We start from the raw sequence: 26,463 nt of genomic DNA on the forward strand, positions 1-26,463 counted from the left end.
ACCCACGCGGCGACTTTTATAAGACAAAAAGGCCAGCATTCTATGAATTATGACAATAACAGCACAAACGACCATAGAAGGTAATAAAGGAATGTTATTGACAATCGCTTCACCTAAGATTGCACCTAAAATAATAGAAATAATGAAGTCAAAGGAAGAATAATTGCCAAATACGCGCGATGAAGTTGCTCGAAATAAAATAAGGGCATAAAACGTAATTACTATTCCACGAACATAAAGGCCATAATCTAATAATTTACTAAATCCGACTAATTCATCCATGATTAAGATGTTCCATTCTCATTAAAAAATTAATAATAAGTCGGCCATGTTGCAAAAACAATACTGTAGTATACTATCTGAATTTTCACATAGTAGTTCTGATGAGTTTTAAAAATCCTATAGATTTCAAATGGCGCCATTTTCATGGAGAGATCATTTTGCAGTGCGTGCGTTGGTATTGTAAATATGGAATCAGTTATCGTGATTTAAAGGAACTAATGGATAAGCGCGGTTTGTCAGTTGATCATATTACAATTTATCGTTGGTTTCAGTATTATGCACCGGAGCTTGAAAAAAGATTAGATTAGTATACCCAACGTTACTCTAGGCGATGGCATCTCGATGAAACGTATGTCAAAGTCAAAGGAAAATAGAAATATTTATATCGCGCTATTGATGAGTCTGACAATACGACTGATTTTTTATCTGGCTCATCGACATAATGCCAAAGCGGCTAAACGGATTCTTAAAAAATTTATAAAGAGTATTCCGACATGTGATATTAGCGTGATTAATACGGATAAAAATCCAGTCTACAATTAGGCTATTCGAGATTGAAATGGGAAGGAAATTAGCACCATAGGGTAGCCATTTGCAAATAAAATACCGTAATAATCGTCTAGAGTCAGACCATGGTAAGCTTAAACGTCTTATCAATCCTGTTTTAGGATTTCATTCCATGAAAACCGCTTATGCAACCATTAGAGGTTTTGAAATCATGAGAATGTTTAGAAAAGGACAGTTTAATATCTGGATGGTTGGCAAGCAAAATGAAGTTTCATTTATCAACCACTTATTTCACATTTATAGCTGAAATCTATTCTAAGTTTATGTTTATGCAACATTTCCAGAAAAAGTAATATTACGATTAATTGGCTACGACCGCGTACAATTAATGCTTATCAATAGCTTTGAGGCATCATCCGTTATTAATCGCTAATAATTATCAAAAACCACGCAAACAATTTATTTGCAGTTTCTTTTTCAAATGTAGCTTTGCCTCTAGCGACTTGATTTAAAAGAAGCAGATTTACTTCTAGAAGATCAGCTAGAGTTTTCAAATCATAACTACCCTGAAATAATATGAACTCGATTAGATACTTCTGAGCTTCTTTCTTATACTGAATAGTTTGATTAGTGGAGGTTAATAATTTAACTAGACTTCCCATGTAAAAAACTCCTGTTTACAACTTAACAACAATGAACTATGTTTTCATAAACAGAAGTTAACCATAATAGGAGCGGTGAAAAAATTAGTATTTTTACTTCGAAAAAATTACTAATAAAATACAATTAAGTAGGGACTTCCTCAGCTAAAACAGGTTCTTCTTGATTGGAATCGTCCATATATTGGCTGATTTTGTTAGCAATGAAGTAAAGAAAGATTGCCCCTGCGAGAGCCCACATGCCTAGTTCTTGGAAAACATATAAGTAATTGTTATTAGTTATTAACGGGTAAATGGAAGATGCCTTAGTCATGGCATTGGAAAAGTAATGAGATAACGTTGCGGCAACTCCCGATGTCATTGTCCAGATTCCCATAAGCAAGCCCTGTAAGTTTATAGGGACAATACGTCCTACCATAGCGTACCCTACAGGTGCAATTAATAACTCAGCAATAGATTGAAAGAAATAGTGTCCTATTACCCAAGTTACGCTGCTATAACCTTCACTGTTAGCAAATTTAATTCCATAAGCTAGACAAAAGAATGACAGTGATAACATGACAAACGCGCTAAAGAATTGTCTTGAAATTGAGAAAATAAATCCTTTGTTGCGTAATTTATCGATAACTATAGAAAGAGTGGGCGCGCCTAAAATAATTACAATAGTGTTAACATTTAAAATCCATTGGGTAGCGATTTCAAAATTAAAAAGGTGTTTATCCACATTATTTTTAATAAAAAGCGTAATGCCCATAGGGCCTGTATAATATATCATCCAAAAAATAATAGAGGTGACAGCTAAAATAAGATAAGCAAGTAGTTTTTGTTTATCAACAAGGCTCTTCTGCTGTTTTCTTAAATAGAAAACTACAGCAAACATGATTAAGCTGAGTATAATAATTAAATAGTTACTTAAGGTTGCCCAATTAAAACAAAATAAGATTAAAGGAATTAAGAACATTATAAGAATAACGCCTTTAATATTTTTGGCTTGCTGCTTTAATGTGTTATTAATCTTAAGCAAAGGTGTTTCTCGATCGGCTAGTACTTTCCAATTAGCGGCCAAAAAAAATAAAGATAATGTGTTAGCTAAAGTGCTTAAATAGAATAAAGGGCCATAATGGTTAGAATAATCATAAAAGCCACTACAAAAATAACCTACAAAAAAACCAAAATTCAACACAGCATAATTAAAAAAGAAAGCTTTCTCACGCCGATTATCGTTTGCGTCAAAACGTTGAGTCAGCATATTATAATAACTTGTTGTATTAAGCCCACATCCCACTAAATATAAGCTTAAGCTTATATTTAGTAGATTACCCTGAAATTTGGCGAGAAAAAATAAGCCACTACTTTGTATAACAACAGTGATAAGAAATAATACTCGATTACTTAAGTAGCTTCCACCTAATACTCCGCCAAATAATTGCATGACATAATTAAAAGCTAGAAACAAGGCAACAATATTATTTGAAAAAGAACTCTCTAAACCCAGTTCTTTAGTAATAAACAGTGCTAATGAAGAATAAAGAGTAGCATACGAAAAGGTAGAGCATGCTTTAATAAAATAGAGAGGGATAACTCCTTTGGGCATTTTTGCTTGCTGCTTATTCATTTTTACTTCCTATACATCCTGAAAGTGGTGACTCTATCATTAAAGATGGCTATTATTAAGGCTTACTGCTATTTATGTAGATCTTAAAACATTATAAGTTTACAGCCTGTTGTTAAGGTGTTTAGGAATGAACCGTATTAAAAAAGTATTCTGGGAAGAAATTAAAAACAAAGTTAAAGTAGTTAATCCCGCCATCTATGAAGTTATCGAACAACTTCAACTTGATAACAATATTCCTTTCTTTTTAGCCCATTACCAATTTGGCGCACACTTTGGTGTAAAAAATCATGCTTATCTACCTACTAACTCTGGCCAACTCGCTAAAATTAGCAGCTCAGCTATTGATAATGAGTTATATAGGCATTTAGGTTATGGGAAAGGCAGTCTTCCCTTAGGTATGATTTTAGACAAATATTGTGAATGGCATTATTTTGGCGAAAATGAACGTATCTTTCCTGAATATGTTCAGGGCCCTGGTGCTATTTTTAATATGAAAATTATATTTGATGAAGATAAAACCGTTGATAATAATATTTTATCTGTTTCTTCAGGAGCGCTTTCATCTTACCTGTTGCCCAATATTGGTTGCGTAAGAAAGCATGGGCAAATTCAAAAATATTTTAAAACTACAGCACCTGCACCTAAGTCACCTTATGAGCACTATCAAGTTTTTAAGGAAATAATAGACAATGAGGCAAGCAATTGGTGTAGCGAAATTTTATATTTTTCTGAATCTTTTATTGAAAAAGTTAAAAATGACGAACATTGGCTTAAGTTAAAGCTTTATTTTTCTGAGGCGTTAAGAAAAAAAATTATTCGAGATACGTTTGATATGTCCAGTAATAATTTATTTTTAAATGCCAAAAAGGTGAATCGTTTTCGGCCGACGCCCTTTATTATCGATACAGCAAAATACATTTTTAATATTTGTATGGGGCCTGGTATTGGAGCAAAGCCAGCCAATGATGAGCAATACTTACCTTTAAAAACTATTCAGCATGCTTATGCTGAATGTTATGGATTAGTTTATACGCCTACCGTCATGGTGCCAGCCTCACTTAATGGGTGTAGAGACATGATTTATTATCCATTACAGTGTCCATTTACTGACATTAATACTTTCAAGTCAAACCAAAGCAAAAGTACTCTTACTGAACTTGAAACATTAAAAAATGTTTTGCATGCTTATCAAGAGGAATTTACTGCGGAAAATAGTGATGCTTATGGAAGTCCTCTTTACCATTTAAGTAAAGAACTGAAATTTACATTTTATCATTATCAAGCGAATGAAAAACATTCAATAAGAGGGCCTGCAGAATTATTAGAACAAGATAAACGCTTCTTATTTTCTTACAGCCAGAACAGCACGACATTTTCAGCCGATGCTAAATTATTTCGTGGCTGTGTTCAGTTAAGTAGATGATTGAAAATCCTGCGGATCAATTTCTAAAAGAGCTAAGTAATCTTGACTTATTTTCTTTTGTTCAGTGGGTGGAAGATAAAGCGTTGACAACGGATTAATATTTAGCAATCCTAACTCAGCTACCTGATGCCAATCAGTTCTAGGTTTGTGCGTTGGTAAAAGAGCTGCTTCATAAATACAAATAGGATGTGTTGGAGAGTAGTACTTTTCCAAATAATTTTGCAAGACACTTATTTTAGATGTAATTTGAGTATCTGCTCGACCTAAATTCGCAATTTGCCAAATGATAAGATGTCCGTGCACATCTAGAGTGCGTTCATAAATTAAAAGCTCTGTAGCATCTATTGTAAAGCAGCCATGTTGGCCTGGATCTATTTCCAAGTCACTAAAAAGGCAATCCATAGCTGTTACAGCGGGTAGAATGATAGCATTTCCTTTTTCTTTTTTGATTTGCTTGACTGCATCTAACCCTGATTGCGCAAAAACAGTGGGATGTCCATAAAAAATGACACACAGATTTTTTACTTGATGGTATTGCTCAACGATATAATTGCTTATCTCCTTATATGCATCAGCTCGTTTAATTGATTTAAAATAAATAGGCTCTAAGGATTCTGCTTCTATTGCTTCACGCTCAAGCCAGGCTTTGAAATTATTTTCATTAACTAAATAAAGAACTTTATCTGCTTTCTTAATAACCTGCCTAGTTTCTGCAGTTAAATGGGCAATAGACTTAATCCCTGAGCCCGCAACAATGAGTGTATGCATTTAATCAGTTATATCACAGATTGTATTAGAATGTGGTTGAGTTAATAAATTAGTTAATTGTTCTTTAGTGATTGAAGAAAGTAATTTTGAATCAATGGATTCATAATCACTTAAGTATTCATTGCCAACTGCGAATTCAATTTCATCTAAAAAATTCATACCATTTCCTCTTAAGTCAAGTTGCATCCCTATTGTATTGATAAAATCCCCCGAGGTATAGAGCTACTATCTGTTTTAATTTGAGACATATAACTAATTAGAAAATATTGTTGTTTCAAAAAATTGCTAATTGATATGAGCTATCATATTTATATATTGCATACGAATACTCGATATGTTTTAATTATACTCGAATCGAGTATTTTGGCTGAATTAAATAACAGGAGTTAAATATGTATCATGGCAGCTTTAAGCAGCAAGTTTTGTTTATAAATGATGTTGAGCAGCTTATAGGTCGTAACCGTCATACTCTGCGACGTTGGTGGATGGAAGGTAAATTTCCAAAGCCAGTTAAGTTAAACGGTTCAATTCTGTCATGGCACTATAAAGTTATAGAGCAGTGGATAAATCAGACCTTAGAGGTTAAAAATCTTTAATTCTAGATGGAGCCCAGAAACAAAATAATGTGAAATATCGAGGGCTTATACAATGAAGTACCTAAGAAAAATTATAGGAACACTTATATTATCTTTAACTTTTACTTCTCATGCTGGCGTTTATGCAACTACTGCACATAGTCGAGCTAATTGTTTTAATAATGAGTCTATCACTTGGTATTTATGGCACAATTACAATTGGCGTGTTGTAAGTTTTCATAACTATGATTTAAAACATCCAAATAAGGGTTACCATTATATTGATACAGGCATGGGTTACACCTGGCGACAAGCAGCTGTACATTGGAATGAATCTGCACCTGGTGGAACGTATTTTGTGTCTGGGTTTCACTATTTTCTAGATCGTGGCCGCGAAATTCTTGACACTAATACGCAAGCTTCTGATTGTAGCATCTATGATGGCTGGTGGGATCAAAATTAAAGTGGAGAATGAGTATGAAAAAACTATTAATAGTTTTAAGTTTTATGCCGGCCATAGCTTTTGCTATCACTAATGCAGAAAAAGAAGCCATGACAAAATCAAGTATTCAAGCACTTAAGAACAAGGGGTTTATAACGCCAGATTCTGGCATTCAAGTAGTACCGAGACAGGATTTATCACAACCTGAATGGCAAAAGAAAAAAGAAATCGAGCAAGCTCAGCAATTGAAAACTAAAGGCTATATTGAAGAAACGTCTGATAGGGCTTATGAACTATTACATTTTAGAAAAGTAATGAAGCGAAATGAAGCCATAGAAGCCAAGATGTATAGACCTGATGAATCACATATGCGATATCATGTGGCTGATATGCTAACAGCTTATCCCTATGTTGGTGTACCTCAAAGTAAAATGACAGAGTTCATTGGTATAGCGCCTTCTGGAACTTATGTTAAAGAACCTGTTATTGGCTGGTCAGGAGCTGTCGAATTTTTTAAAACTACATTTGGAATGTGTGCTTATATTGAAAACAATCTTACAATTTCTCATGGTGCAGCTCGTGTCGCTGAAGAAGATGCAAGCTTTGATGTTAACGGGAAAGTTACTCTTATTGATGTAAGAGGTAATGAAAATTCAGGATTTTTGTATAAAGTTGAATGGTTTGATAAGCAGTTTATTCGTACTTTAGAATGCGCTAATGAAAAATATTCACCTGATATTACCGACGCGACAATAGAGTTAGCTAAGCATACAGATAAGGCATATAATTAGTGAGCTTAGGCAAGAGAGCTGGGAAGCTTATTAGAGATAACATTCAACGCTAAAGAGCCTATAAAATTAAAAGATGGTAGTGGCAATGCCTTTCTTGAGTAAGATTTTTTAATAGTGCCCTTTTAGCAAAATTACGGAACTAATACTTATGAATGTATATCGTTTTAATCACTATTCTATTGCTTTGATAATCGCTTATATTTTAGCTTATATAGTCATGCAAATCGACTCACAAAGTAGTTGGTATGAAGGGCTTAGTAGTTTGCCGTTTATTGCCCTGGCTGTAATTTGGTCAGAGAAAATTATAAAACAAGAAAGAGCGTATTCAGATAAAATAATAATATTTAAACGAGATATGTTTATTGTATCTTATGGCTGCCTATTAGCTTTTGTTACCTCATTAATTTTCCAAAGTAATAATGTTGATGCGCGTAGTTGGTGGCCTGTTATTATTATTTTGGGTGCAATCTATGCAATATTATTTGGATTTATTTTTGCTATATTTGCCAGGCTTTTAAAAGATGAGCATAGTTCTTATAGCAAGACATTTGCAACTGTGCTATTTGTTGGTTATGCCATTATTACTTGGTTACCACCTTTTATAAGTTTCAATTATTTTGGCCAAGTAAATTCATTTACTCTATTTATGATTCTGCTTTTTGGCTTCCATATCATGTTAAGTTTAGGCTATTGGCTAAACAGTTATTTTTCTGCCCATAAAGGGTGAGACTGCCAGTCTTCAGGCAAACCCATCGAATTAGCACTCCAAGGATATTTGCTTAGTATTGGTAAAATAAGATCATCATATGATTTCATCCAGTCTTTCGTTGTATTTGATTTATACAATAAATATTTAAGTGTAATTAAAATAAAGAAAGATCGGTCATTTCTAGGAGTAATAGGTGGTCGCCATAATTCATCTAACCCCTCTAAGGTTGGTCTTATTGCAAGTTCTTTGTTCCAAAGCCTGCTATGGTGCGCGCATATATTTCTAACATAGGTTAAAAAATGCAAAAAATTAGTTAAGGTTTTAGGATGTAAATTATAATATTTTTTAGAGATAGCCCGCTTATCTTCATTTTTCAATCCTTTATACAAAAAAGAGATTGAACCAAATGATGTGGTTTCAGTCACCATCCAGATCGGTAGGCTGGGAAAATCTTCATATTTATTTTTATAGTGCTCAACAAAGGGTTCTTTAGAGCGTTTAATTTCGTCTTGGATTTGGAAGAGCCAACTATTATAGGAAAATTTACTATGAAAATTTTCGCTATTATTAAGAGCAAATGGCCCGTACTGATTAGCTAAATGATAGGTAATATGTGTCTTGATTGATATTTCGATTCGTTCTAGGGCATCCATGATAAGAAGTCTTAGCTTTCTATCAAATTCATAAAGTTCTAAGATGCTTTCAAAAGAGGTATTATCCTGAAATTGATTTGAAAGGTTCCCATAGTTATCTCTTTTTTTAAAAGGAAGCCAATAAGCACTTAAGCGATAATAATTAATATTAGATAGGGTTTCTAAAGCCGTGTTTTCATCCTTAATAATTAAACCGCATTTCTTTAATTTTTCTAGTTGCTCTTGGATATTAAGGGTGGGTTTCAGATATTTTTCTTTTTCAATATTTTTCATAGTGCATGAATAAAAAAACCGCCAAGGTTACGCAAGAGTCGAAACTCTCTAGGCGTGGCGGTTATGTTAATTAAATTATACATAATTGCTCTTGTTTTTGCAAAGTGGGCTGATATGTAATATGTCTTTGGATATAGGCTGCCCATTTATCAAGTGCTTCTTGTCTTTGGGGTAGCATTTCATTCTTATTATAAGTAGCCATAATCTTAGGCATTTTATGGCCTAAACATTTTTCAATCACGACTGGATCAATATGGAGTGTTTCACCAAGCTGAGTTGCAAACGTACGTCTTAAATCATGAGCAGTCCATTCTGGAATACCTACCTTTGATTGAATTCGTCTGATAGCTCTTGGCAGAGAATTTTCGTCAAGCGGCTTGTCTTCAACTAAACTTGGTATGACATAAGAAGAATCGCTAATGTCATGTAATGCTTTAAAAATTGATTTAGTTAAATCTGATAGATGAATTTTAACAGTAATTCCGCCTTTATTATGTTCAGGTGGTACTATCCAAAGTGAATTATTGAAATCGACCTGGCTCCATTTCGCTAAACGTATTTCAGCTGTTCTAACTCCGGTAAGAATAATTATCTTTATGGCACTTTTAGTTTGAATTGACATTTGGCATTGAGAACTATCTAAAAAAAGCCAAATCTTTTTAATTTCTTCTAGGTTTAAATAGCGTTCACGATGCCTTTCTAATCCACCAATATCACGAGCACGAATATTAAGAGCTGGATTTGCTTGCATGCTTCCTCGACTCACTGCGTAGTTAAAAACCTGCTTTAAGGTACTTAGTACTCGATTTGCTTGAATTGGAGCGCCACGTTGGACAATCTTATCTAGTGCATTAGAAATATCTATAGGTTGAATTTTTTCTAATTCGCAATGGCCAAGTAAGGGAATAATATCTGCTTCAATTTGCTGTTTAATTTGAAGAGGTTTTTTTCTATTTTTTTCAATATAATTGATATACCAAGAGGTAATTAGTTTGGCTACAGTGTCATTCTTTTTTTCGATTTGTTGTTGAATAATGACTTTCGGAGCTTGTCCTGTACGTCTTAATTCTTGAAGCTCAAGATATTTCTTTCGAGCTGCAGAAAGTGACATAGTAGGGTAGTGCCCTAACGTTAATTTATCGGTTTTATTGCCTATTTTATAACGGTATATCCATGATTTAAGCTGATTGGGTGAAACGCGGATTCCAAAACCTCCTCCTTCATACTCTTCATACCGTTTATCTTTTGCTTTTAAATTTTTTATGTAAGTGTCAGTAAAGGTAGCCATTTTTATTCTTCTCTTTGGGTACACTAATGGGTACACTTAATTTTGTACTGGTTTACAATTTTTTGCAACTGTTTGCAACAGTAAATTTATATAAGTTGTTGATATTTAATATTTAAGTGTATCTATTTGCTATCGTTTGATACTGTTTGATAATCGATGAAAATAGTCTCGTAATCAATAGGCCAGCGGTTCGATTCCGCTCAACGGCATAGTAAAATCAATAACTTACGAATTTAAATTTTCATTTTGGTTTTGCGTGTCGAATATGTGTCGAAGTTTAGAGACTAATTTATAATAAATTTTTACTATTAATAAAGCATAAAATCATGTCCCTGACTTATGATACCTATAGTTAACATTTATTAATTATAATTTTATTAATAGTTCGTACAGGGAGTTTATTATGAATAATGCCGCCGATATATCTCATGTTCTTTATCTATCAAGTTGCATTGAAGTAACTAAATGTCAAGAATGTTCGGAGTTATTTAATTCGAAAGGAAGAAAGGCAGATATGGATGAGCAAATAAATCATTATCTTCAAAAGCATGAATACAAAATTTTACATATTGGTGCGGAAACAGATAATAGTTCTAACGGCGGTCTTTGGCATAGTACGGTAGCAATGTTAGGGAGGTAAATTTGCGATATGAAGGGTAGGCAAGTGCCTTAATGGAGTAATATACAATATAATCAAAGTTTGCTAAAAATTTATGAACAACCCATTTTCCGAAAGTGGATTTAGATTTGTGCTATCTTTTTAAAAAGGAAACTATTAAGGATAGTTATATGAATTCACATGGATTCCAGAAGTTCGTTATTAATAGCTTGAATAGATCTCTCAATGAGATTGAAGAAGCTCGAAAAGAGCTTTCGGATGATCCCTTTTCAGATAGACAATACGAATCTCAAGAAAACTATGAAAAATATCTTGAAGAAATAGGGTTTGATGATTTATTGCTAAAAATGAGAGCTGTAATTAACGCATTAGAATCCAGTAAATTAAAAAGCAATAAATAACTTAAAGATTATAAATTTTTATTTATATTTTAGTACTATTCAACGAAGCCGTGATGCAGCGCCAGCGGAATTAAGGTTTCTATTCTTCGAAGTTATATTTGTCATAAAGCCCAAGTATTAAGTTAGCTTAATTTTAGAAGTAAGATTGACATGTATGATGGAATAAAGAATAAGGTCCATACTGGATTTAATAAAGCCGTATTTAACGAACTAATTTTCTATAGCTCTTTGCTGGTTGGATGAGCAAATTGTAGTTGAAAGATTGAAATAAATAGAACCTTGATTATACTTTCACTGCGTTAAACCTACCTTGTTATGGGTATGCTATAATTTGTTTTAGCCCTTTAGTTTAGCCTTAAGGCTTTCTTTAATTCGATATATTCGGAAGAAATCATCTGTTTTCATAAGGTCTAAATAACCTAATTTATCTAAATACTCTATGCCTTCCCAAGCTCTATCAATTTTTGACGAATCATAATAGAACCTTGGGCTTTTCGAATTAAATGTTAATTTTGTTTTTGTTACAACTAGCTCATCTATGTAGTCATAAGTAGGCTCATTAAAATCTTTTTTCATTTCCTGCTCTAATATAGGATATGTTTTTTTAAAATAAGCCCATTTATTATTTGATGCCTTTTTTCCTAATATATATTTGATAGAAATGGGTATTAAATAGCCTAGGCTTCCTAGAAGAAGTATTACGATACCAGAAATCAGAGGACTATTTAAAAAATCCCACATTTATATTCCCCTATAAATAGTAAATACTGCTATTTATAAAACAAATCTGAAAAATGAAATTTCAATAAAAATTCTATAAGCTTTTTAAAATTAGCTAATTAAAAATTCTCTATAGATTAAAGTGATTTCAACCTTTAAATTCTAAAGAATCAATATATCTAAGCTAACTCGTACAGTCTTTTACCATTATTAGGAAAGATAGAAGACTTATACACCTAAGGCTATTAGCTTCTTTCGCATAACTAAGATCTTCCCCATGTAATATTGCATGCCTATTTAGCGGCCCATATAAAGGATCACTTTGTATTTTTTCATTTCGGGTTTTTATATTATCAGTTAAGCTGGTTGTTTCTGTAAGTACTTTAAGAAAGGCTATCTTTAAAGGAGTATTATTTTCTTTATCAAGGATTTCTTGCACCTTAGTTTTAATATTACCACTATAATTAGAAAATATATGGCACCCAAAGATTTCATGACATATACCATCTGCTTGAGCTAAAAAGACAGGTATACTTAAGGAATATAATCCTTCTTGATGAGCCCAAAAAGCTTGTTTAATTATATCTTTTCGAGATTTCCAAATCTTACCTATATTATCTTCTGTTATACTAATTATTCTCTTAGTTAGTTCCATGAGAGCATCTTCTAATTCTAGCTCTAATTTGGTGACTTCTTCTTTACTTAAATTAGGTAGTTCATTTATTGTATTTTTTATAATTAATACTGTATTAAAATATAATCTTTCCCCCGAAAGAAACCATCCTCTTTTAGAAAGATACGGCCATATTGTAACTTCTAAAGCCTTAGCCATTGCTGTACTTTGTTTTCTTAAGTTATCACGGAAAGCATCTTCTTTTTTTTGTTGATCTTCTATATACCGTAAAAATTTTTGTGCAGATGAATTAATAAACAATGGTAAATTCTTCTCCAAAATAATACCTAAATTTATGTTTACTTATGTTTAATTTAGCTTAAATTTTCGGTTTTGCCCTATCTGCAGAAACTAATCAGCGAGTGTAGATTGGCCTTGGCCCAATATAATTGCCTATCATTTCTCCAAACGTTGATTGCACGGCTTTAAGCCAAAGTTAGTTTGTTCATAATTGAATTACGTTCAACAAAAATGAACAACATAAAAAAATGAACAAAATCTACTAGACAGCAAAATAATCAGGTAACAAATATATAAAGGTTGATAGTCTTATTAAAAATCATTGGGACATCCGCATAAACATAGGCTAAAAGCTATCCCATTTTAAAAAATATCACTTGGGGTAACTAGGACAGTACATAGCAAAAAGAATTCTTTCATTATTTGTTCGCTGTTCGCGAACAGCGAACAATATGCCATACTAATCTTAGTATAAAAGGGTAGGGTGCACCATGATTAAGGGACAAGATTGCCTTATTTTGCTCAAGCTACTAGCTAATCCAGACAAGAAATGGACACAAAGATGTTTAGCAGGCGAGTTGTGTATTAGTCTTTCTGAGATCAATGCGGGCCTAAAAAGGTTAGAAGAAGCGGGTTTAATTAGGAAAGCAAATTTTAGCTCACAAAATTTAACTCCATTTCTTCCCATCCTTGCTGCAGCAGAAGAATTTTTAATTACAGCAATAAAATATCTTTTTCCAGCTAAACTAGGTTCTTATACACAAGGGATGCCTACAGCAGTTGCAGCTTCCATCTTCAAAGGTAAGATAGGCCTAGGCAATGATCCTATACCTGTTTGGCCAGATGTGTATGGTAATAAAAAAGGGGTAGCATTAGAGCCTATTCACTCTTCAGTAACTAAATCTCTGCATAACGCCCCTGATGAAAGATTTTATGAGTTATTGGTATTAGTAGATGCAATCCGCGCAGGTCGAGCACGAGAGCGAGATATTGCAAAAGAATTATTATTAGAAAGAATACGTGGAGGTAATAATGAATTCAGTCAAACAAGAGAGCCTAGACAGGCTTAAGCATGTTGCCAAACAGCTTGGAGCTTATTAAAGGTGAATATGTACCTCTATTATTCGTGTTCATTTAATTTAAGCGAAGCAAGCAAATCAGCATGGCCTGTCTCTGCAGATAATCCTTTGATGAGATCAATTTCTTTAAATGGAAAATTATTTCCCTTTGTTTTAACGACAGTGAAGCCTTTTTCAGTAATTTCTACATCGACTTCAGTTCCTTCTTTAAAGTGAGGTATTTTACGCATTGGGCCACTGATACGTAAAGCTAAGCTATTACCCCATTTTTGAATTTTCGTATGTATTTTCATTTTGTGCACGATATGTCATTCAGTTTTGTAACTAATTATAATATTTATGTGATAACTAATAGAAATGTTTCAAGCTCTTCCTGCAATTATTTAATAATTTCTTTGGTCTGATTGATGCCTATACTGCCATACAATGAAAACGCTATTAAATGTAGGTTCTAACAGTTGATGAGCTTTAGTGAACTTAGGCAATTTCATAATATTCATAAAAAACACTGGGACATTTGGGACAAGCGGGACACCCGCATAAACATAGGTTAAAACTGTCCCATTTTTAAAAATATCACTTGGGACAACCGGGACAATTTACATTAAGGAAAAATTTTTAATAGCAAACAGTATCAACTAGATACATTTGAGATCACTAACTTTAAAGTGCTTGACTCTCATTATCATCTAAAGTAATAATCTCTACGGACTTTGAGAAAGCCTTAATTACCGTTAATAATTAAGCTTTTAGGATAATATCAAATGCTCCCCAGTCTCTTTTAACGCATTTAAGCTGATAAAGAGTCAACTGGTTTTCAAACAGCATGGACGCTGGTGGACGGCATTAAGCTGATTGATCATCATTTGACGAGGTTATCCATGTCTAATATTAAACTTTCTCGTTTACAACTCTTAAACGAATTTGAATTTGCACCACATTCTTCTTTATTTAATCAACAAACGTTAGCCGCTGTTTTAAGTTGCTCGACTCAACTTTTAGAACGTAATCGTTGGGCAGGCACTGGCATTCCCTATCTTAAAATTGGCCGCAAGGTTTTGTACCGCAAAAGTGATGTTCTGGCTTTTCTAGAGCAGCAACGAATCTATTGTTCGACTGGTGATGAAGGGCAAAGCCTAGCGCTGGTTAACGAATAAATTCCATAAAAATAGATTTCCGTTCAAGAAGGGGATGATTTCTACTGAGATTGTGCCTTTCATGAACGCTGCTGGAGAAAGAGTCATGAGTCAAAATCAAATTATTAATATCAAAAATAAAGCGGGTAGCTCCTCTGTCATTTGTGAGTACGCTGGTGGCCACTTTAAGTTAACGGAAAAGGGTATCTCTTTCCTTGGCAATGATAAAGATGGTAACCCAATGGCACCACGCTGGATTTGCTCGCCGCTCTATGTCATCGCTAAAACGCGTGATGCTAAAAGTGGTGAGTGGGGTCGCTTGTTAGAGTGGCAAGATGACGATGGCATTATCCATCAATGGGCAATGCCGTTATCACTTCTACAAGGGGATTCTTCTGAAGTAAGACGAGAGTTAGCTAATCTTGGCTTATCTATTTCACCGAATAAAATTGCTCGAGATTTGCTGGCTACCTATCTACAAGTTTTTCCAGTGGAGGCGAGGGCACGTTGCGTTGATAAATTAGGTTGGCATGGTGAAACCTTTATCACGGCATCGCAAGCAATAGGTAATTCGTCAGAAAGGATTGTCTTTCAAAATACTAATGCCATTGAATCTGCATTGTCTGTATCAGGTAGTGTTGAAGATTGGCGAGACACTATTGGTGCGCTTTCTGCTGGAAATTCACGCCTGGTTTTTGCTATTTCAGCGGCCTTCGCACCAACACTAGCAACTATTGCCGGTGAAGATTCGGGTGGGTTTCATTTTAGAGGTGCTTCTTCGTGTGGCAAAAGCACTGCTTTAAAAGTATCAGCTTCTGTTTGGGGTAATCCTCAATCCTATTGCCGTTTATGGCGCAGCACTGCGAATGGTCTCGAAGGACTAGCTGCACTTCATAATGATGGTTTATTAATTTTAGATGAGCTAAGTCAAATGGATCCTAAAGAAGCAGGCGAAGCTGCTTATTTACTGGCGAATGGCCAGGGAAAAACCCGCGCCACTCGGCAGGGAATAGCCAAGCCTGCTTCTCGTTGGTCATTGTTTTTCTTGTCAGCTGGTGAGGAGTCACTCATGTCTTTAATGGCAAGAATTGGGCAGCGAACTAATGTTGGTCAGGAAATTCGCTTAGCTGATATTGAAGCAGATGCAGGGTTTAATATGGGCATCTTTGAACATATTCATAATCAACTAAGTCCCGCTACCATGGCACTATCCTTAAAGGAATATTCTGGCAAGTATTACGGCGCAGTTGGCCTGGAGTGGTTAAAAAAAGTAGTTGCTAATCGCCAAGCTATTGCCAGCAAGATACACGGTTTAATACAGGAATTTATCAACAAGCTTGCTATAGCAAATGCGACTGGCCAGATTATACGAGTAGCACGACGTTTTGCTTTAGTTGCCATTGCCGGTGAGTTGGCTAGTCATTATGGATTAACAAGTTGGAAAAAAGACGAATCACTTTCTGCAGCTAAAAAGTGCTTTAACGTTTGGTTAGACGCGTTCGGCAGCGAAGGGAATCGAGAAGATAGAGCAATACTCGCACAAGTGCGAGCTTTTTTTGAATCACATGGCGCAAGCCGCTTTGATAATGTAAGAACTCCAAATAATGAACGCGTTCTAAATCGCGCAGGATTTTATTCAACTGACGATGAAGGCTATCGAGTTTATATGGTGTTGACGGAAGTCTTTAAAAAAGAGTTGTGTCAGGGTTTTGAGCCTAAAATGGTTGTTCGAGTATTGATGAATGAAGGCTGGTTAAGACCTGCAGCCGATGGACTGCCTACTCATAAACCAAGGATTAGGGGAGTAGGGACACCCAGAGTCTATAAATTCACTGATAAAATCTGGGGTGGTGAATAAGTTAGTTATTAAGATTGTCCCATAAATTTTAATTCTTGGGACAATTTGGGACAGCGTGAACCCAGTACTAATGCGCTGTCCCAAGTGTCCCAGTTGTCCCCGCCGATTTTACATCCTTAAGATATAACCATAACGTGTTACGCGATTTTATTCCCATCTCATCTTGTATTAATAAGCAAGTTTTATAATTACCATGTTCAGCCAGCAAGCTTGCATACATTTGCTGCGCATACAAATAGCGCCAGTTTTTAGCGCTAGATAGGCGATGTTTCGCTAAAGCGCTGCGCCATCTTAAACGGATTTCTTCATAAGGTATTATTTTTATGAGGCTATCATGGCTACCAGTTAACTGATTAAAAAAGTCTACAAGTAAGCGTTGGGTTGTTGTTCGATAAGGGATATGACGGTCGCTAGAATTAAACGCGATATCTCGAGTAATCCAAAAACGATCATCTTGAACCTGAATGTGCGGTTTTATTGTAATGGCTTCTCGAAAGGTTAAACCAAACTCAGTTTGCAATGCCATAATAATTCGAGCGTATGGGTCTGTCATTGATTGCCATATATCTGCTTTAACAATTGACTTACGTTTTTTGCGTTTAATAGGACGTATTAAGTTAAGTGATTTGTTATCAATATTGCCAACAGGGCATTCACACAGGGCCAAGAAACGACGAATGATTGTCATATAACGCATGATCGTCACTGGATTAATATTGCGTTTTTTCCAGTAGGAAACTAGTTCGGTAATATGTTGCGTGTTTAATGCTTGCCAGGTGGGTGGTACTTGTCGAATAGCAAATAAATCATCAATCATTTTATGAATAACATAAGCACGATGCTTGCGATAAAGATATTTACCTTGTCTGTCAAATTTTATTTGCTGATTAGCGAATTGTCTCAATGATTGTGTACGCATAGTTCACCTGCAAAGGTATTTTAAATAAATGTTTGCCCTGAATGCTGTTTAGTGTTGGTCGAGCAGCTCACTCGCTAGTGAAACTCGGCAAAGCCGTAAAGCTCGAAGTAGGGGGCAAAGCAATCGTTATAAGGCAAACGATTTGGCCAAAACTAAGTTTTTTTGGTGGTTTTTCTCCTATTAATGTATGTGAAAAGGTTAGATAAAACGAAAGAGCTTTATCCGCCATCGATTTCATAGTGAACAATGAGTTAGCCCTATCAACCGACAGAGTTCCTTTAAGATTTCCCGACTAAACGTCCAACCATGAGGTTAGGGAATAAGCATGGTTTTAGTATAAGACGCCTAAGCGTTTCGCCAGAATTTCGCCGGCTCATCAGTCATACTTCATTTAGGAAAGTAACAAAGTGTAGATCTAGAGGCAAGAGACTTTAGGGGAATTTTTTGTCCTATCTTATTTGGTGCGTTAGGACAGATGGCTTTCTAGGGTAGGTAATAACTGGGTAGTTAACTGAGGAATTTCTGCGTCACTGCTGAGAAGGCAGTGACGCAGAAGATATTTAACTAGATTGGGCATAGCTTTTACATATAATTTATACTTTTATATATAATTTATATAAAAGGAATTAAATGTATTTAAAAAAACTTGCTCTAAAATATATAGGGCCAATAAGTGAGCTAGTTGTTGATTTTCCATTTACGGCTAATAATTTACCTCAACCTTGTGTTTTTGTGGGTGAGAATGGGGCTGGAAAAACAATCTTATTATCTCATTTAGTCGATTGTTTCTATGAAATTACAAACAAGTTATTTGATGATATTTTGCCTCCCAAAGGTATAGTAGGTTACAAATATTATAAAATATCTAGCCACAATACTATTCAAATCGATCAAAATTATGGTTTTTGTCTGCTCTCATTTGTAGATAAAAGAAACAATATCATTGAGTATTTTGAGCAAATTGGCAGCGTAGAAAAGGGTGCTTTTCAAAAAATTTATCCTAATTTTACACTGCAAGAACAACCTAGTCAGAAATCCCTAAAGCTTCTGTCCGATAATATTAATACTCAAGACGAGGAACTAGCTAGTGAGTGGAAAAGGGGAGCTTACTTTTATCAACCTGCTTACCGATTTGAAGAACCATTTTGGAAAAATGAACCATTTTATTCCAAGGTAGAAGAAAAACTGGGAATTATGGGGCAGCTTAATAAAGAAATTGAGATTTTATCATCAATGAAAGTAAACATATCCTATTTGCTTGATTTAGTTTTAGACTCTCTTACACAGAGTAGCTCTTTTGATATTCAACGATGGGATTTAATTAACCATATTCTGAGAATCATTAAAGGGCGAAATGATATAAGATTTGGAATCGGACCTCGGGGAGGTAATAGAGTTGCAATTGTTCAAGATATAGAGCAAGGTAAAATAAATCTATATTTACCGAGTATAAATAACCTCTCCTTAGGAGAATTAATCTTATTAAACTTATTTTTGAATATCATCCGTCATTCAGATATTAATCAAATTAATATACAAGATATTGAAGGTATTGTTTTAATTGATGAAGTTGATACTCATTTACATACAAAGTTACAAATAGATGTTCTACCAAAATTAGTCCGATTGTTTCCTAAAATACAATTTATTTTTACAAGTCATTCGCCACTGTTCCTGCTAGGCATGAAAATGGAATTTAAAGAAAATGGATTTGTAATTATAAATCTACCAAGTGGAGAGCAAACAACTACAGAAAAATTTTCAGAGTTTGGAAATGCTTATAATTATTTTAAGCAAACGGAAAAATACGAAAATGATCTTGAAGAAGCAATTTATAATTCAAACTCGCCAGTGCTATTTGTTGAAGGTATATACGATAAAAAGTACATAGTCAAAGCAGCAGAATTTTTAAATCAACAGAATATTCTTGAAAAAATTGAAATTATTGATGCTGATGGCTTTGGCAATCTTAAAAATATATGGAGACTTTTCAATAATCGAATTGGTCAAGCCCTTAAGCAAAAAGTTTTATTACTATATGATTGTGACGTTGGTATTGACGAAGAAACTAAAGGTAACTTAATTAGAATAAACATACCGTTTATAGAAAGCAATCCTATTAAAAAAGGTATTGAAAATTTATTTCCTCACAGCTTGGTTAAGAGAGCTATGAACTTTAATAGTGCTTTAATTGATTATACTCCTGCTTATACTCAAAGAATAAGAGGTGACAATGTAACTAAAAGTGAACAATATGAAATAAATAAAGATGAGAAAGGAAATTTTTGCGAATGGGTATGTAAGAATGCTGAAAAATCTGATTTTAATTATTTTCAGGCGATATTTGAGATTTTAGAAAAATTATGAACGTCGCTATAAAAACAAAGATGGCTCAGGAGGGTTTTTTTGACCTACTTATTTGACGTGCTAGGTTTATAGTTAAGCATTATCCAATGAAGATTAATTTAATAAACTTGAGTCACTGCGGAATCGCAATGACAAATTTAAAAATTTTAGAATAACTAATTTCTAGGTTTAATACTGTAGCCTTTCGAGCTGCTCTCTACTATAGCTGCAAAAAAATTAGGATTTTCCCATATATTTATATCATTTTGAGAATAGCAATATAAATTAATGTCTTCACTTGAGCATCGAAAAGAAATTAATTCTTTTTGTAGTTCTTTAGCATAACTATCAATGCTTTTACCTTTTTGTGGGCATATTCCAGCATAAATTTTTTTTGTTTTTGAATTTACAAGTCTTCTCCATAAGTGAGCATCATTCCCAAGTTTAACAGTATTAGAACTAAGTATATGACATCCATATATGACAGTATCGCCATTTATAGAAATCAATTTATCATAAGATTTCTCTAAATATGCATCATTATATATGTCTTGTATTTTATCGTAACTAGTCGCATCAAAGACAATAAGGTTTTCAAAGTCAGATAGCTCAGTACTACTATTCTCAGGAATTAATATCTTTCTAATATCTTGTAAGGTCAATGCTTTGTTTTTTTCTTTTACAATTTTGTAGGTTTTATGTTGGTACTGAAGTAAATGAATTGCGCCATGTAAGAAACAAACATTTTGCTGTGGATTATTAGAATTAATTCCATAAAGCTTACCAAATGAATAACCATCTTTGCTTAAACCATAATTATTTCGTGCAGAAAAACCATCCCTAAACTTACCCTTCTTGTGATCTGTTGCTGCTGTTAAGCCTTGAGAATTTAAAATCCAATAAAGAATTAGGTCATAGTTTGTTGTAAATAATTTATCAAATTGTAAGATGTTTTCCGCACAGGTTTTTAAGTAAATATCATTATCAAAATTAATTATTTCATCATACTGAGGGTGGAAATTTGAATCTGTTAATACATTTATAACAAATTCTTTTAACAATTTAATGTCCTGGGGAATAAGTTCGTTATAATCTTTCTCTTCATTTTTTTTACAATATGTACCTTCACTATATTTTATACATGCCTGAGCATTTCTTAAAATAAAGAGAAGATATTCTAAGTCATCAGTTTTCTCTTCTAAATTAGTTTGCTCTAGGAAATTACATAAATCAGTATGTGATTCCTGTTCTTTTTTTAGCCGATCAATAACTTCGGCTTTTATTTCCTGATAGCTTAAATTTATATGTAAATCTTTGCCTTCTAGGCATTTCGCTAGCGCTAAATTAAATCCATTTCCTAAGATAAGAGAAGGCCCACGCTCTTTTCCATTCATTGTTAATATCCATTAAACTTCCTAAATCAATCCCAATAATTATGTTTTTATTTTAAATAAATAGTTCTATTATTATTTTAGCAGAGGATTTATTAGCTAGCATAGCAACTGACTTGAATTAAAATATAAGACTGATGCTACAGTCTATGAGTTGGACCGCTTTTTAAACTATCCGGAATTCCCGGATAGTTGCTATACTTTTAAGTTAATAACTTTAACAGCAAACAAAATGCCAAAAAATAATCCTTCAACTCAAATGCCTAGGAATTCTTGTTTAACAATTCAAGAAGCTGCTGATATCTTAAATATTTCGATTCCTTATTTTAAAAAGTTATTAGAGGAAGGAAAGATTCCATTTGATAAAGTTAATAACCGAATCTTAGTTACTGATCTAAATAAATTTAAAGATAGGTCATTAGCAGAACGTAAGGCGATACTACAAGAATTAGTGGATCAGGCTCAATCGTTAGATATGGGATATTAAATATTTTTTAATTCCCTTTATTTCATAGATATTTCTAAACTATTTCAGTCATTAAGTCCTTTTTCTATCATCTTTATGATAGATAGAGCCTCCTTATAACTAAATTGTCGTTTAGAAATTCCTAGTGCTAAATTATCTATTAAGGTTTTATCAGCAAAGAATTCTTGCAGCTGATTTTGAGTTTCTAAAGTTAACTCTCTAAGGTCTCGTCCTAAGAGGCGGCAGCCACTTAAAGTATAATCAAAGTCCTTTTCTAAAAGATCTTGATGTTCTTCTGTAAGTCTATTTTGATTACCAAATTCAAAATAATCAGCAATAATATAAGCAAAATCACTAGCATCCTTTTCTTCTTTTCTAGAAATCCATGCAAGTAACTTTAAAAGAGCAAAACCTAAAGGCGAAGCTATTTTTATAATCATGTCATTAAGCTTAATATCTATTGCACAATTATAAGCGTCTTTAAATCCTATCAAGCTAAGCTCTATATCATATTCTGGCGGCCACTTTATATTGTGTTTTCCGCCTTGGATATCACCAAATGGAAGGATATCTAAATAACCATATTGATTGGATAAAATACGATGTATACGCTTGTCATCAGCGATGAAATCAGTATTATTAAGAAAGACACTTTTGATTGTTTCAAATTCTTCCAAGCTTTTGCAGCAGATAGCAATATCTGTATCTAACGTGGCTCTTAGAGCTGTATTTCTACCATAAAACTCTAAAAGTATATCTCTTGCTTTTGCGCCAATTAAAAAATAGGGGCAATTATTGCTAAGGGTAATATCATTTATCAAATTAAATAATTCGATATCATTGTCTGAAATATTATTCCATTTGCTTTTCGATGAATTTGTCATAAATAATTTCTGCTGTTTCCTGATTTCTCTCATCAGTTGAGCTTAATAAATCTGCATAGACTAAAATAAACGGCACAGTGTTTTGCTCGTAAGACTTTGTATCAAAATTCCAAAATTTTTTGAGTAGTTCAACACTGCCATTAACATCTCGTTTTAGCCGACATTTGTATTGTAATAAGGGCAGTTTATCATTTGCATAGAGGGTAATTATCTGGGGTTTTAAATAGTTAGTTAGTTTGGCCGCTGCTATTTCACCGCCCCAAAGAAAATTAAAATCTGTAGGGTTTACTTCTTTTACCAAAGCCAGATTATCCGTTGAGAATTTTTCCATTATTAATTTAGGGCGTAATCTTTCTATGTATCCGATACACCACTTGTTAAATAAATCTTCTTTATTAATAAGATGTTTTTCACCAGGGTTCTTTGTGACTATATAACCATACTTTTCTAGTATTAAAAGCGTCTTACCTACACTTCCGAGCGCAACGTCGCTCATTTTTGCTATTTCGCGGTAGGTGCGATCTAACGCACTTTTAATTGTTAATAAAGTAAAAATAATTTTTATACTAGCAACGCTAAGTGAAAAATGTTGGGTATCTGGTATAGATGATTTCTGAGGTGTTTCACCCTTGATATAGATAAAGACGGGTGCTGTGTTAATAAACATATTGCCTGAGAAATCAATATACTCAATATTTGCCTTTTGTAATTTCTCAGCGAGTACTTTGTTAACGTGGTTAGTAATTAATATACTTTTTTTATTTAAGTGCTGCAGATAGTGGATGACTACACCGATATTAGATTTATCGATGTTGCCAATTATCTCAGGCTTAAAGGTAAGATTATTCTGTTGAATACGAATATTGAGCTGATTTGATTTTTTGTCATATTTACACTCAACTCCTAACTTATTACTAATAGTAGATAATAATTTTTTCGTATCCATGACTATCACCTCTGTCTTCTTGTTCATAATTATAGTATGTTCATTAAAAATGAACAACCAAAAAAAATGAACAATATTGGGCTTTATAATCGATTAAAGATTAACTTATGGGTTCTAATTCAAATTTATCTTTGCCTAACAAGATAAAGTTAAAATCCTTTTAAACTAATATTCCGTTGTCACGGGTTCCTTGATAGCTAGCTGCCAAAATGATCTTACCATTAAGTTCTAAAATGGAACGCACTGGAATTTAGACAACTTCAATAGTTAGCAAGATGTTATTAGTTTTCTCTAATTTAAATAATCTATAAGTTTAACTTTTATCATCTTCCCTATCGTGATATCCATTTAATGAGACAGTTATCTTTCCAACTCCTTTTATCCCGCAGAAAATCATTTTTCTAAGGGCGCAATATACATACGTTGTATGTGGCAAAAAAACGAACTAAATTTCCTCTTCTTTGCTATCAGGTAATTGACTTAAGGCAGCACGTTCACGTTCTAGTTCAAACCGTAATTCTTCCTCTGTTGGTAAGTAAGGAAGGTACTTAGAAGCAAAGAGTTGTTTGCTGTCAGTTAACACAGAATATTTAGCGACAGCTTCACTTTTTTGGCTGCAGAGAATTAAGCCGATGTTAGGATTGTCGTCAGAGCCTTTACGGTATTGGTCGTAAATTCTGACATAGGTATCCATTTGGCCAACATCTTGATGAGTGAGTTTACCTAATTTTAAATCGATTAATAAAAAGCATTTAAGTTTAAAATTATAAAAAACTAAATCGATGTAGAATTCTTGATCCTCAGTGCTTATTCGTTGTTGGCGTGAAACAAAGGCAAAGCCTTTCCCCAGCTCCAATAGAAAGTGTTGTAAATTATCAATTAATGCTTGTTCTATAGTGTTTTCTAATAGTGGGGCATGAGGTAAGTTAAGAAAATCTAAGATATAGGGATCTCGTAAATAATTTTTTGGGGTATGATTAAGTTTATCAGTATGCGCTTTAGCTTCATCAATTACCGGTTGCTGATCTTTACTTGATAATAATCGCTCGTAATATAATTTATCGATTTGACGCTCTAATGCTCGAGCGCTCCATGCTTGGTCTATGCTTTCTTGAATATACCAGTCACGTATTTTCGGGTTTTCAATTTGTAATAATATTCGATAATGAGTCCAACTCAATTCGGTCCGCACTGCGGTCCAAATTGGGTAAGCTAAATAAAATACGCGCATTCTTCGCAAATTACGTTCATTAAAGCCCTTACCGAATTCATGTTGTAGCTGTTTGGAAAGAAATTTAAGTTGATATTGACCATAGGTCGCATGCTTTTCCCCACCTTGTTCATGCTCAACAATCAAACGTCCGACTTCCCAATATGTTTTTACCATGACATGGTTAACGGTTTGATGTAGCTGTGTTCTTGTTTGGGTTAGAAGAGTTCGGACAGCTGATAATAATTCGCTTGAAACAGGCGTAGTCATTTTAATAGCTCCACTTTTTCTTGTTGGATTGCAATCACTTCAGCTGATTTTATTACACCCATACACTTTAAAATATAATCAGTAATTAATTGCATCGGTTTTCTCAAGCGTTCTACATCAGCAATAATATATCCTGCTGTAACATCACTCGTCATTTTATGATTCAGTAAACGTTTGAGTGCATAAGCAGGAATATCTAAACTTTCCGCAATGGTAATAAATGTTCTTCTTAAATCATGCACTGTAAATTGAATGCCCGTTAGTTCAGTGACTTTAGTCATTTGTCTTCGGGGTTCAACAATATGACCCGCAGCGCCTGCGCCTGGGAATACGTAATTGTTAATGCGACTGCCGTAGCGCGCTTGCATTAAGTTATATAGAAAATCTGAAAGAGGTAGGGTGTGGTTATCGCGGTTCTTTGTGTCGTGGATAATTAAGGTCTTTGCCTTTAAATCAATTTGATCCCATGTCAACGTTGCTGCTTCTTGGCGGCGTAAGCCCGTAAATAAAATTAATAGTAGGTAATCACGGAGTGTCTTATTTGGTAGTTGCTCAAGGGCGTTATACCAAGGTGCTAATTCGTGTGACTTGATAAGCGTTTGGCGGCGTTCAACGCGATACCAAGCTCGGGTTTGTGATAAACGTCTAACTGGATTTTCGGGAATCAGTGATTTACCTTCAGCGTCTTCATATTGGCCACTAGCAAAATTAAATAGGGCACGTAAAACGCGCATGGCTAAATTAGCGTAAGCTTCACCGTGAGCCTCGCCTAATTTTTGATGGTGTTTGGCAATCTTGTCTTTAGTGATCGAAATTAAGGGTTTATTCATCCAGCTTGAAAATCCTTTGGTTAGAATTTGTCTATAATTGATAAGGGTGCTTTGCTTTAATGACTTTCTCGCTTGGAGGTAATCATTAAATACTTCCTGTAAGGTGATTTCTCGCATTTTGGAGGTTTTCTTCTGCGCCACAGGGTCAAAGCCCATAGCAATTTGGCCAAGCAGCTTTTGGGCTTCTTTACGGGCCATCTCGACGGTTAATTCAGGGTAGCGGCCTAATGTAATACGACTCAGTTTATTCTTAATAATCTTTTCAACAAAAAATGCTTTGGTGCCGCCTGAGGTGACTCGCACACCAAATCCTTTCATATTGTCATCGTAATAACGTTTTTGTGCTGACTTTCCATTTTGGGGGCTTGAAGGGATGGGTAATTTATCTACAACTGATTTAGTAATTTTCATTAAAATTTTCCTAAGCGTGTCGAATACGTGTCGAAGGCGTGTCGAATATGTGTCGAAGAATTGGTTAAAATTTGTTAAA

Annotated in this window: 29 protein-coding genes and 1 pseudogene; 14 read left to right on the forward strand and 16 right to left on the reverse strand. The window is 34.1% G+C overall.

Annotated elements, in window-relative coordinates; all coding sequences use genetic code 11:
* The coding region (locus tag E1P04_RS09955) for a DUF421 domain-containing protein (RefSeq protein ID WP_486606319.1) at positions 1-282 on the reverse strand (282 nt) is incomplete at its 3' end.
* 101 nt (positions 283-383) lie between these two features.
* Between E1P04_RS09955 and E1P04_RS09960 the strand changes: the two are divergent.
* Positions 384-1,096, forward strand: a pseudogene (locus E1P04_RS09960) (IS6 family transposase).
* A gap of 115 nt (positions 1,097-1,211) precedes the next feature.
* On the opposite strand, the gene E1P04_RS09965 reads toward E1P04_RS09960, so the two are convergent.
* Positions 1,212-1,451, reverse strand: a complete 240-nt coding sequence (locus E1P04_RS09965) for a hypothetical protein (RefSeq protein ID WP_131782765.1) — start codon at positions 1,449-1,451, stop codon at positions 1,212-1,214.
* Between the two features lie 124 nt (positions 1,452-1,575).
* Entirely contained in the window at positions 1,576-3,063 is a 1,488-nt protein-coding gene (locus tag E1P04_RS09970) for a peptide MFS transporter (RefSeq protein WP_131782766.1), read from the reverse strand.
* 127 nt (positions 3,064-3,190) lie between these two features.
* Here E1P04_RS09970 and E1P04_RS09975 point away from each other — a divergent pair, with 127 nt between their 5' ends.
* Positions 3,191-4,486 (forward strand): hypothetical protein, encoded by a 1,296-nt coding sequence (locus E1P04_RS09975; protein ID WP_131782767.1) that lies wholly within the window; start codon positions 3,191-3,193, stop codon positions 4,484-4,486.
* Here E1P04_RS09975 and E1P04_RS09980 read toward each other — a convergent pair.
* Positions 4,475-5,254, reverse strand: a complete 780-nt coding sequence (locus E1P04_RS09980) for an SAM-dependent methyltransferase (protein WP_131782768.1) — start codon at positions 5,252-5,254, stop codon at positions 4,475-4,477. The two genes, E1P04_RS09975 and E1P04_RS09980, sit on opposite strands and share 12 nt — an antisense overlap.
* Positions 5,255-5,413, reverse strand: coding sequence for a hypothetical protein (locus E1P04_RS17660; RefSeq protein WP_165482739.1), 159 nt, complete (start codon positions 5,411-5,413; stop codon positions 5,255-5,257).
* A 233-nt stretch (positions 5,414-5,646) separates the two neighbouring features.
* On the opposite strand from E1P04_RS17660, the gene E1P04_RS09985 reads away from it, so the two are divergent.
* The 4 genes from E1P04_RS09985 to E1P04_RS17880 all read left to right on the forward strand — a co-directional run bounded on the left by E1P04_RS09985 (position 5,647) and on the right by E1P04_RS17880 (position 7,789).
* Complete coding sequence (locus E1P04_RS09985; protein WP_131782769.1) at positions 5,647-5,850, forward strand: helix-turn-helix transcriptional regulator; 204 nt, start codon at positions 5,647-5,649, stop codon at positions 5,848-5,850.
* A gap of 52 nt (positions 5,851-5,902) precedes the next feature.
* The gene (locus tag E1P04_RS09990) at positions 5,903-6,292 is read left to right on the forward strand and encodes a hypothetical protein (RefSeq protein WP_131782770.1); all 390 of its coding nucleotides are present in this window, start codon (positions 5,903-5,905) and stop codon (positions 6,290-6,292) included.
* 14 nt (positions 6,293-6,306) lie between these two features.
* A complete protein-coding gene (locus E1P04_RS09995) occupies positions 6,307-7,062 on the forward strand; it encodes a hypothetical protein (RefSeq protein WP_131782771.1) in 756 nt (251 codons plus the stop codon).
* Positions 7,063-7,210: 148 nt separating this feature from the next.
* Positions 7,211-7,789 (forward strand): hypothetical protein, encoded by a 579-nt coding sequence (locus tag E1P04_RS17880; protein ID WP_207386009.1) that lies wholly within the window; start codon positions 7,211-7,213, stop codon positions 7,787-7,789.
* Here the strand turns inward: E1P04_RS17880 and E1P04_RS10005 are convergent.
* Both E1P04_RS10005 and E1P04_RS10010 read right to left on the reverse strand, forming a co-directional pair.
* The gene (locus tag E1P04_RS10005; RefSeq protein WP_131782772.1) at positions 7,765-8,697 is read right to left on the reverse strand and encodes an Abi family protein; all 933 of its coding nucleotides are present in this window, start codon (positions 8,695-8,697) and stop codon (positions 7,765-7,767) included. The two genes, E1P04_RS17880 and E1P04_RS10005, sit on opposite strands and share 25 nt — an antisense overlap.
* 70 nt (positions 8,698-8,767) lie before the next feature.
* On the reverse strand, positions 8,768-9,985 hold the full coding sequence (locus tag E1P04_RS10010; protein WP_131782773.1) for a tyrosine-type recombinase/integrase: 1,218 nt from the start codon (positions 9,983-9,985) through the stop codon (positions 8,768-8,770).
* A gap of 403 nt (positions 9,986-10,388) precedes the next feature.
* Between E1P04_RS10010 and E1P04_RS10015 the strand changes: the two genes are divergently transcribed.
* Complete coding sequence (locus E1P04_RS10015) at positions 10,389-10,625, forward strand: hypothetical protein (RefSeq protein WP_131782774.1); 237 nt, start codon at positions 10,389-10,391, stop codon at positions 10,623-10,625.
* Between the two features lie 149 nt (positions 10,626-10,774).
* Positions 10,775-11,005: a hypothetical protein gene (locus E1P04_RS10020; RefSeq protein ID WP_131782775.1), complete on the forward strand. Its 231-nt coding sequence runs from the start codon at positions 10,775-10,777 to the stop codon at positions 11,003-11,005.
* A 336-nt stretch (positions 11,006-11,341) separates the two neighbouring features.
* Here E1P04_RS10020 and E1P04_RS10025 read toward each other — a convergent pair whose 3' ends face one another.
* Positions 11,342-11,746, reverse strand: a complete 405-nt coding sequence (locus tag E1P04_RS10025) for a hypothetical protein (protein ID WP_131782776.1) — start codon at positions 11,744-11,746, stop codon at positions 11,342-11,344.
* A 163-nt stretch (positions 11,747-11,909) separates the two neighbouring features.
* Positions 11,910-12,659: a hypothetical protein gene (locus tag E1P04_RS10030; RefSeq protein ID WP_165482740.1), complete on the reverse strand. Its 750-nt coding sequence runs from the start codon at positions 12,657-12,659 to the stop codon at positions 11,910-11,912.
* A 470-nt stretch (positions 12,660-13,129) separates the two neighbouring features.
* Here E1P04_RS10030 and E1P04_RS10035 point away from each other — a divergent pair, with 470 nt between their 5' ends.
* Entirely contained in the window at positions 13,130-13,708 is a 579-nt protein-coding gene (locus tag E1P04_RS10035; RefSeq protein ID WP_131782778.1) for a helix-turn-helix domain-containing protein, read from the forward strand.
* Positions 13,709-13,758: 50 nt separating this feature from the next.
* On the opposite strand, the gene E1P04_RS10040 is transcribed toward E1P04_RS10035, so the two are convergent.
* Complete coding sequence (locus E1P04_RS10040; protein ID WP_131782779.1) at positions 13,759-14,010, reverse strand: AbrB/MazE/SpoVT family DNA-binding domain-containing protein; 252 nt, start codon at positions 14,008-14,010, stop codon at positions 13,759-13,761.
* Positions 14,011-14,598: 588 nt separating this feature from the next.
* Between E1P04_RS10040 and E1P04_RS10045 the strand changes: the two genes are divergently transcribed.
* Complete coding sequence (locus E1P04_RS10045) at positions 14,599-14,874, forward strand: helix-turn-helix domain-containing protein (protein WP_131782780.1); 276 nt, start codon at positions 14,599-14,601, stop codon at positions 14,872-14,874.
* Positions 14,875-14,959: 85 nt separating this feature from the next.
* Positions 14,960-16,711 (forward strand): DUF927 domain-containing protein, encoded by a 1,752-nt coding sequence (locus tag E1P04_RS10050; RefSeq protein WP_131782934.1) that lies wholly within the window; start codon positions 14,960-14,962, stop codon positions 16,709-16,711.
* 67 nt (positions 16,712-16,778) lie between these two features.
* Here the strand turns inward: E1P04_RS10050 and E1P04_RS10055 are convergent, their stop codons facing one another.
* Complete coding sequence (locus E1P04_RS10055) at positions 16,779-17,630, reverse strand: integrase (RefSeq protein WP_131782781.1); 852 nt, start codon at positions 17,628-17,630, stop codon at positions 16,779-16,781.
* Positions 17,631-17,671: 41 nt separating this feature from the next.
* Between E1P04_RS10055 and E1P04_RS17665 the strand changes: the two genes are divergently transcribed.
* Positions 17,672-17,836, forward strand: coding sequence for a hypothetical protein (locus E1P04_RS17665; protein WP_165482635.1), 165 nt, complete (start codon positions 17,672-17,674; stop codon positions 17,834-17,836).
* Between the two features lie 424 nt (positions 17,837-18,260).
* Complete coding sequence (locus tag E1P04_RS10060) at positions 18,261-19,997, forward strand: AAA family ATPase (RefSeq protein ID WP_131782782.1); 1,737 nt, start codon at positions 18,261-18,263, stop codon at positions 19,995-19,997.
* A 155-nt stretch (positions 19,998-20,152) separates the two neighbouring features.
* Here the strand turns inward: E1P04_RS10060 and E1P04_RS10065 are convergent, their stop codons facing one another.
* Positions 20,153-21,370, reverse strand: a complete 1,218-nt coding sequence (locus E1P04_RS10065) for a DUF4917 family protein (protein WP_131782783.1) — start codon at positions 21,368-21,370, stop codon at positions 20,153-20,155.
* Between the two features lie 229 nt (positions 21,371-21,599).
* On the opposite strand from E1P04_RS10065, the gene E1P04_RS10070 reads away from it, so the two are divergent.
* A complete protein-coding gene (locus E1P04_RS10070; RefSeq protein ID WP_131782784.1) occupies positions 21,600-21,854 on the forward strand; it encodes an excisionase family DNA-binding protein in 255 nt (84 codons plus the stop codon).
* Between the two features lie 44 nt (positions 21,855-21,898).
* On the opposite strand, the gene E1P04_RS10075 is transcribed toward E1P04_RS10070, so the two are convergent.
* The 4 genes from E1P04_RS10075 to E1P04_RS10090 all read right to left on the reverse strand — a co-directional run bounded on the left by E1P04_RS10075 (position 21,899) and on the right by E1P04_RS10090 (position 26,384).
* On the reverse strand, positions 21,899-22,717 hold the full coding sequence (locus E1P04_RS10075; protein ID WP_131782785.1) for a hypothetical protein: 819 nt from the start codon (positions 22,715-22,717) through the stop codon (positions 21,899-21,901).
* Positions 22,686-23,663, reverse strand: coding sequence for a type IV toxin-antitoxin system AbiEi family antitoxin (locus E1P04_RS10080; protein ID WP_131782786.1), 978 nt, complete (start codon positions 23,661-23,663; stop codon positions 22,686-22,688). Before E1P04_RS10080 ends, E1P04_RS10075 begins: the two co-directional genes overlap by 32 nt.
* Positions 23,664-24,108: 445 nt before the next feature.
* The gene (locus E1P04_RS10085; RefSeq protein ID WP_131782787.1) at positions 24,109-25,143 is read right to left on the reverse strand and encodes a PDDEXK nuclease domain-containing protein; all 1,035 of its coding nucleotides are present in this window, start codon (positions 25,141-25,143) and stop codon (positions 24,109-24,111) included.
* Positions 25,140-26,384: a tyrosine-type recombinase/integrase gene (locus E1P04_RS10090; RefSeq protein ID WP_131782788.1), complete on the reverse strand. Its 1,245-nt coding sequence runs from the start codon at positions 26,382-26,384 to the stop codon at positions 25,140-25,142. Before E1P04_RS10090 ends, E1P04_RS10085 begins: the two co-directional genes overlap by 4 nt.
* Positions 26,385-26,463 lie beyond the last annotated feature (79 nt).

The sequence above is a fragment of the Legionella gresilensis genome (assembly GCF_900639865.1).
GTDB lineage: Bacteria > Pseudomonadota > Gammaproteobacteria > Legionellales > Legionellaceae > Legionella_C > Legionella_C gresilensis.

Bases quoted from the DNA above. Each gene is read 5' to 3' on its own strand.
- E1P04_RS09965 (WP_131782765.1), bottom strand. From the start codon at position 1,451: ATGGGAAGTCTAGTTAAATTATTAACCTCCACTAATCAAACTATTCAG.
- E1P04_RS09970 (WP_131782766.1), bottom strand. From the start codon at position 3,063: ATGAATAAGCAGCAAGCAAAAATGCCCAAAGGAGTTATCCCTCTCTAT.
- E1P04_RS09975 (WP_131782767.1), top strand. From the start codon at position 3,191: ATGAACCGTATTAAAAAAGTATTCTGGGAAGAAATTAAAAACAAAGTT.
- E1P04_RS09980 (WP_131782768.1), bottom strand. From the start codon at position 5,254: ATGCATACACTCATTGTTGCGGGCTCAGGGATTAAGTCTATTGCCCAT.
- E1P04_RS17660 (WP_165482739.1), bottom strand. From the start codon at position 5,413: ATGAATTTTTTAGATGAAATTGAATTCGCAGTTGGCAATGAATACTTA.
- E1P04_RS09985 (WP_131782769.1), top strand. From the start codon at position 5,647: ATGTATCATGGCAGCTTTAAGCAGCAAGTTTTGTTTATAAATGATGTT.
- E1P04_RS09990 (WP_131782770.1), top strand. From the start codon at position 5,903: ATGAAGTACCTAAGAAAAATTATAGGAACACTTATATTATCTTTAACT.
- E1P04_RS09995 (WP_131782771.1), top strand. From the start codon at position 6,307: ATGAAAAAACTATTAATAGTTTTAAGTTTTATGCCGGCCATAGCTTTT.
- E1P04_RS17880 (WP_207386009.1), top strand. From the start codon at position 7,211: ATGAATGTATATCGTTTTAATCACTATTCTATTGCTTTGATAATCGCT.
- E1P04_RS10005 (WP_131782772.1), bottom strand. From the start codon at position 8,697: ATGAAAAATATTGAAAAAGAAAAATATCTGAAACCCACCCTTAATATC.
- E1P04_RS10010 (WP_131782773.1), bottom strand. From the start codon at position 9,985: ATGGCTACCTTTACTGACACTTACATAAAAAATTTAAAAGCAAAAGAT.
- E1P04_RS10015 (WP_131782774.1), top strand. From the start codon at position 10,389: ATGAATAATGCCGCCGATATATCTCATGTTCTTTATCTATCAAGTTGC.
- E1P04_RS10020 (WP_131782775.1), top strand. From the start codon at position 10,775: ATGAATTCACATGGATTCCAGAAGTTCGTTATTAATAGCTTGAATAGA.
- E1P04_RS10025 (WP_131782776.1), bottom strand. From the start codon at position 11,746: ATGTGGGATTTTTTAAATAGTCCTCTGATTTCTGGTATCGTAATACTT.
- E1P04_RS10035 (WP_131782778.1), top strand. From the start codon at position 13,130: ATGATTAAGGGACAAGATTGCCTTATTTTGCTCAAGCTACTAGCTAAT.
- E1P04_RS10040 (WP_131782779.1), bottom strand. From the start codon at position 14,010: ATGAAAATACATACGAAAATTCAAAAATGGGGTAATAGCTTAGCTTTA.
- E1P04_RS10045 (WP_131782780.1), top strand. From the start codon at position 14,599: ATGTCTAATATTAAACTTTCTCGTTTACAACTCTTAAACGAATTTGAA.
- E1P04_RS10050 (WP_131782934.1), top strand. From the start codon at position 14,960: ATGAGTCAAAATCAAATTATTAATATCAAAAATAAAGCGGGTAGCTCC.
- E1P04_RS10055 (WP_131782781.1), bottom strand. From the start codon at position 17,630: ATGCGTACACAATCATTGAGACAATTCGCTAATCAGCAAATAAAATTT.
- E1P04_RS17665 (WP_165482635.1), top strand. From the start codon at position 17,672: ATGCTGTTTAGTGTTGGTCGAGCAGCTCACTCGCTAGTGAAACTCGGC.
- E1P04_RS10060 (WP_131782782.1), top strand. From the start codon at position 18,261: ATGTATTTAAAAAAACTTGCTCTAAAATATATAGGGCCAATAAGTGAG.
- E1P04_RS10065 (WP_131782783.1), bottom strand. From the start codon at position 21,370: ATGAATGGAAAAGAGCGTGGGCCTTCTCTTATCTTAGGAAATGGATTT.
- E1P04_RS10070 (WP_131782784.1), top strand. From the start codon at position 21,600: ATGCCAAAAAATAATCCTTCAACTCAAATGCCTAGGAATTCTTGTTTA.
- E1P04_RS10075 (WP_131782785.1), bottom strand. From the start codon at position 22,717: ATGACAAATTCATCGAAAAGCAAATGGAATAATATTTCAGACAATGAT.
- E1P04_RS10080 (WP_131782786.1), bottom strand. From the start codon at position 23,663: ATGGATACGAAAAAATTATTATCTACTATTAGTAATAAGTTAGGAGTT.
- E1P04_RS10085 (WP_131782787.1), bottom strand. From the start codon at position 25,143: ATGACTACGCCTGTTTCAAGCGAATTATTATCAGCTGTCCGAACTCTT.
- E1P04_RS10090 (WP_131782788.1), bottom strand. From the start codon at position 26,384: ATGAAAATTACTAAATCAGTTGTAGATAAATTACCCATCCCTTCAAGC.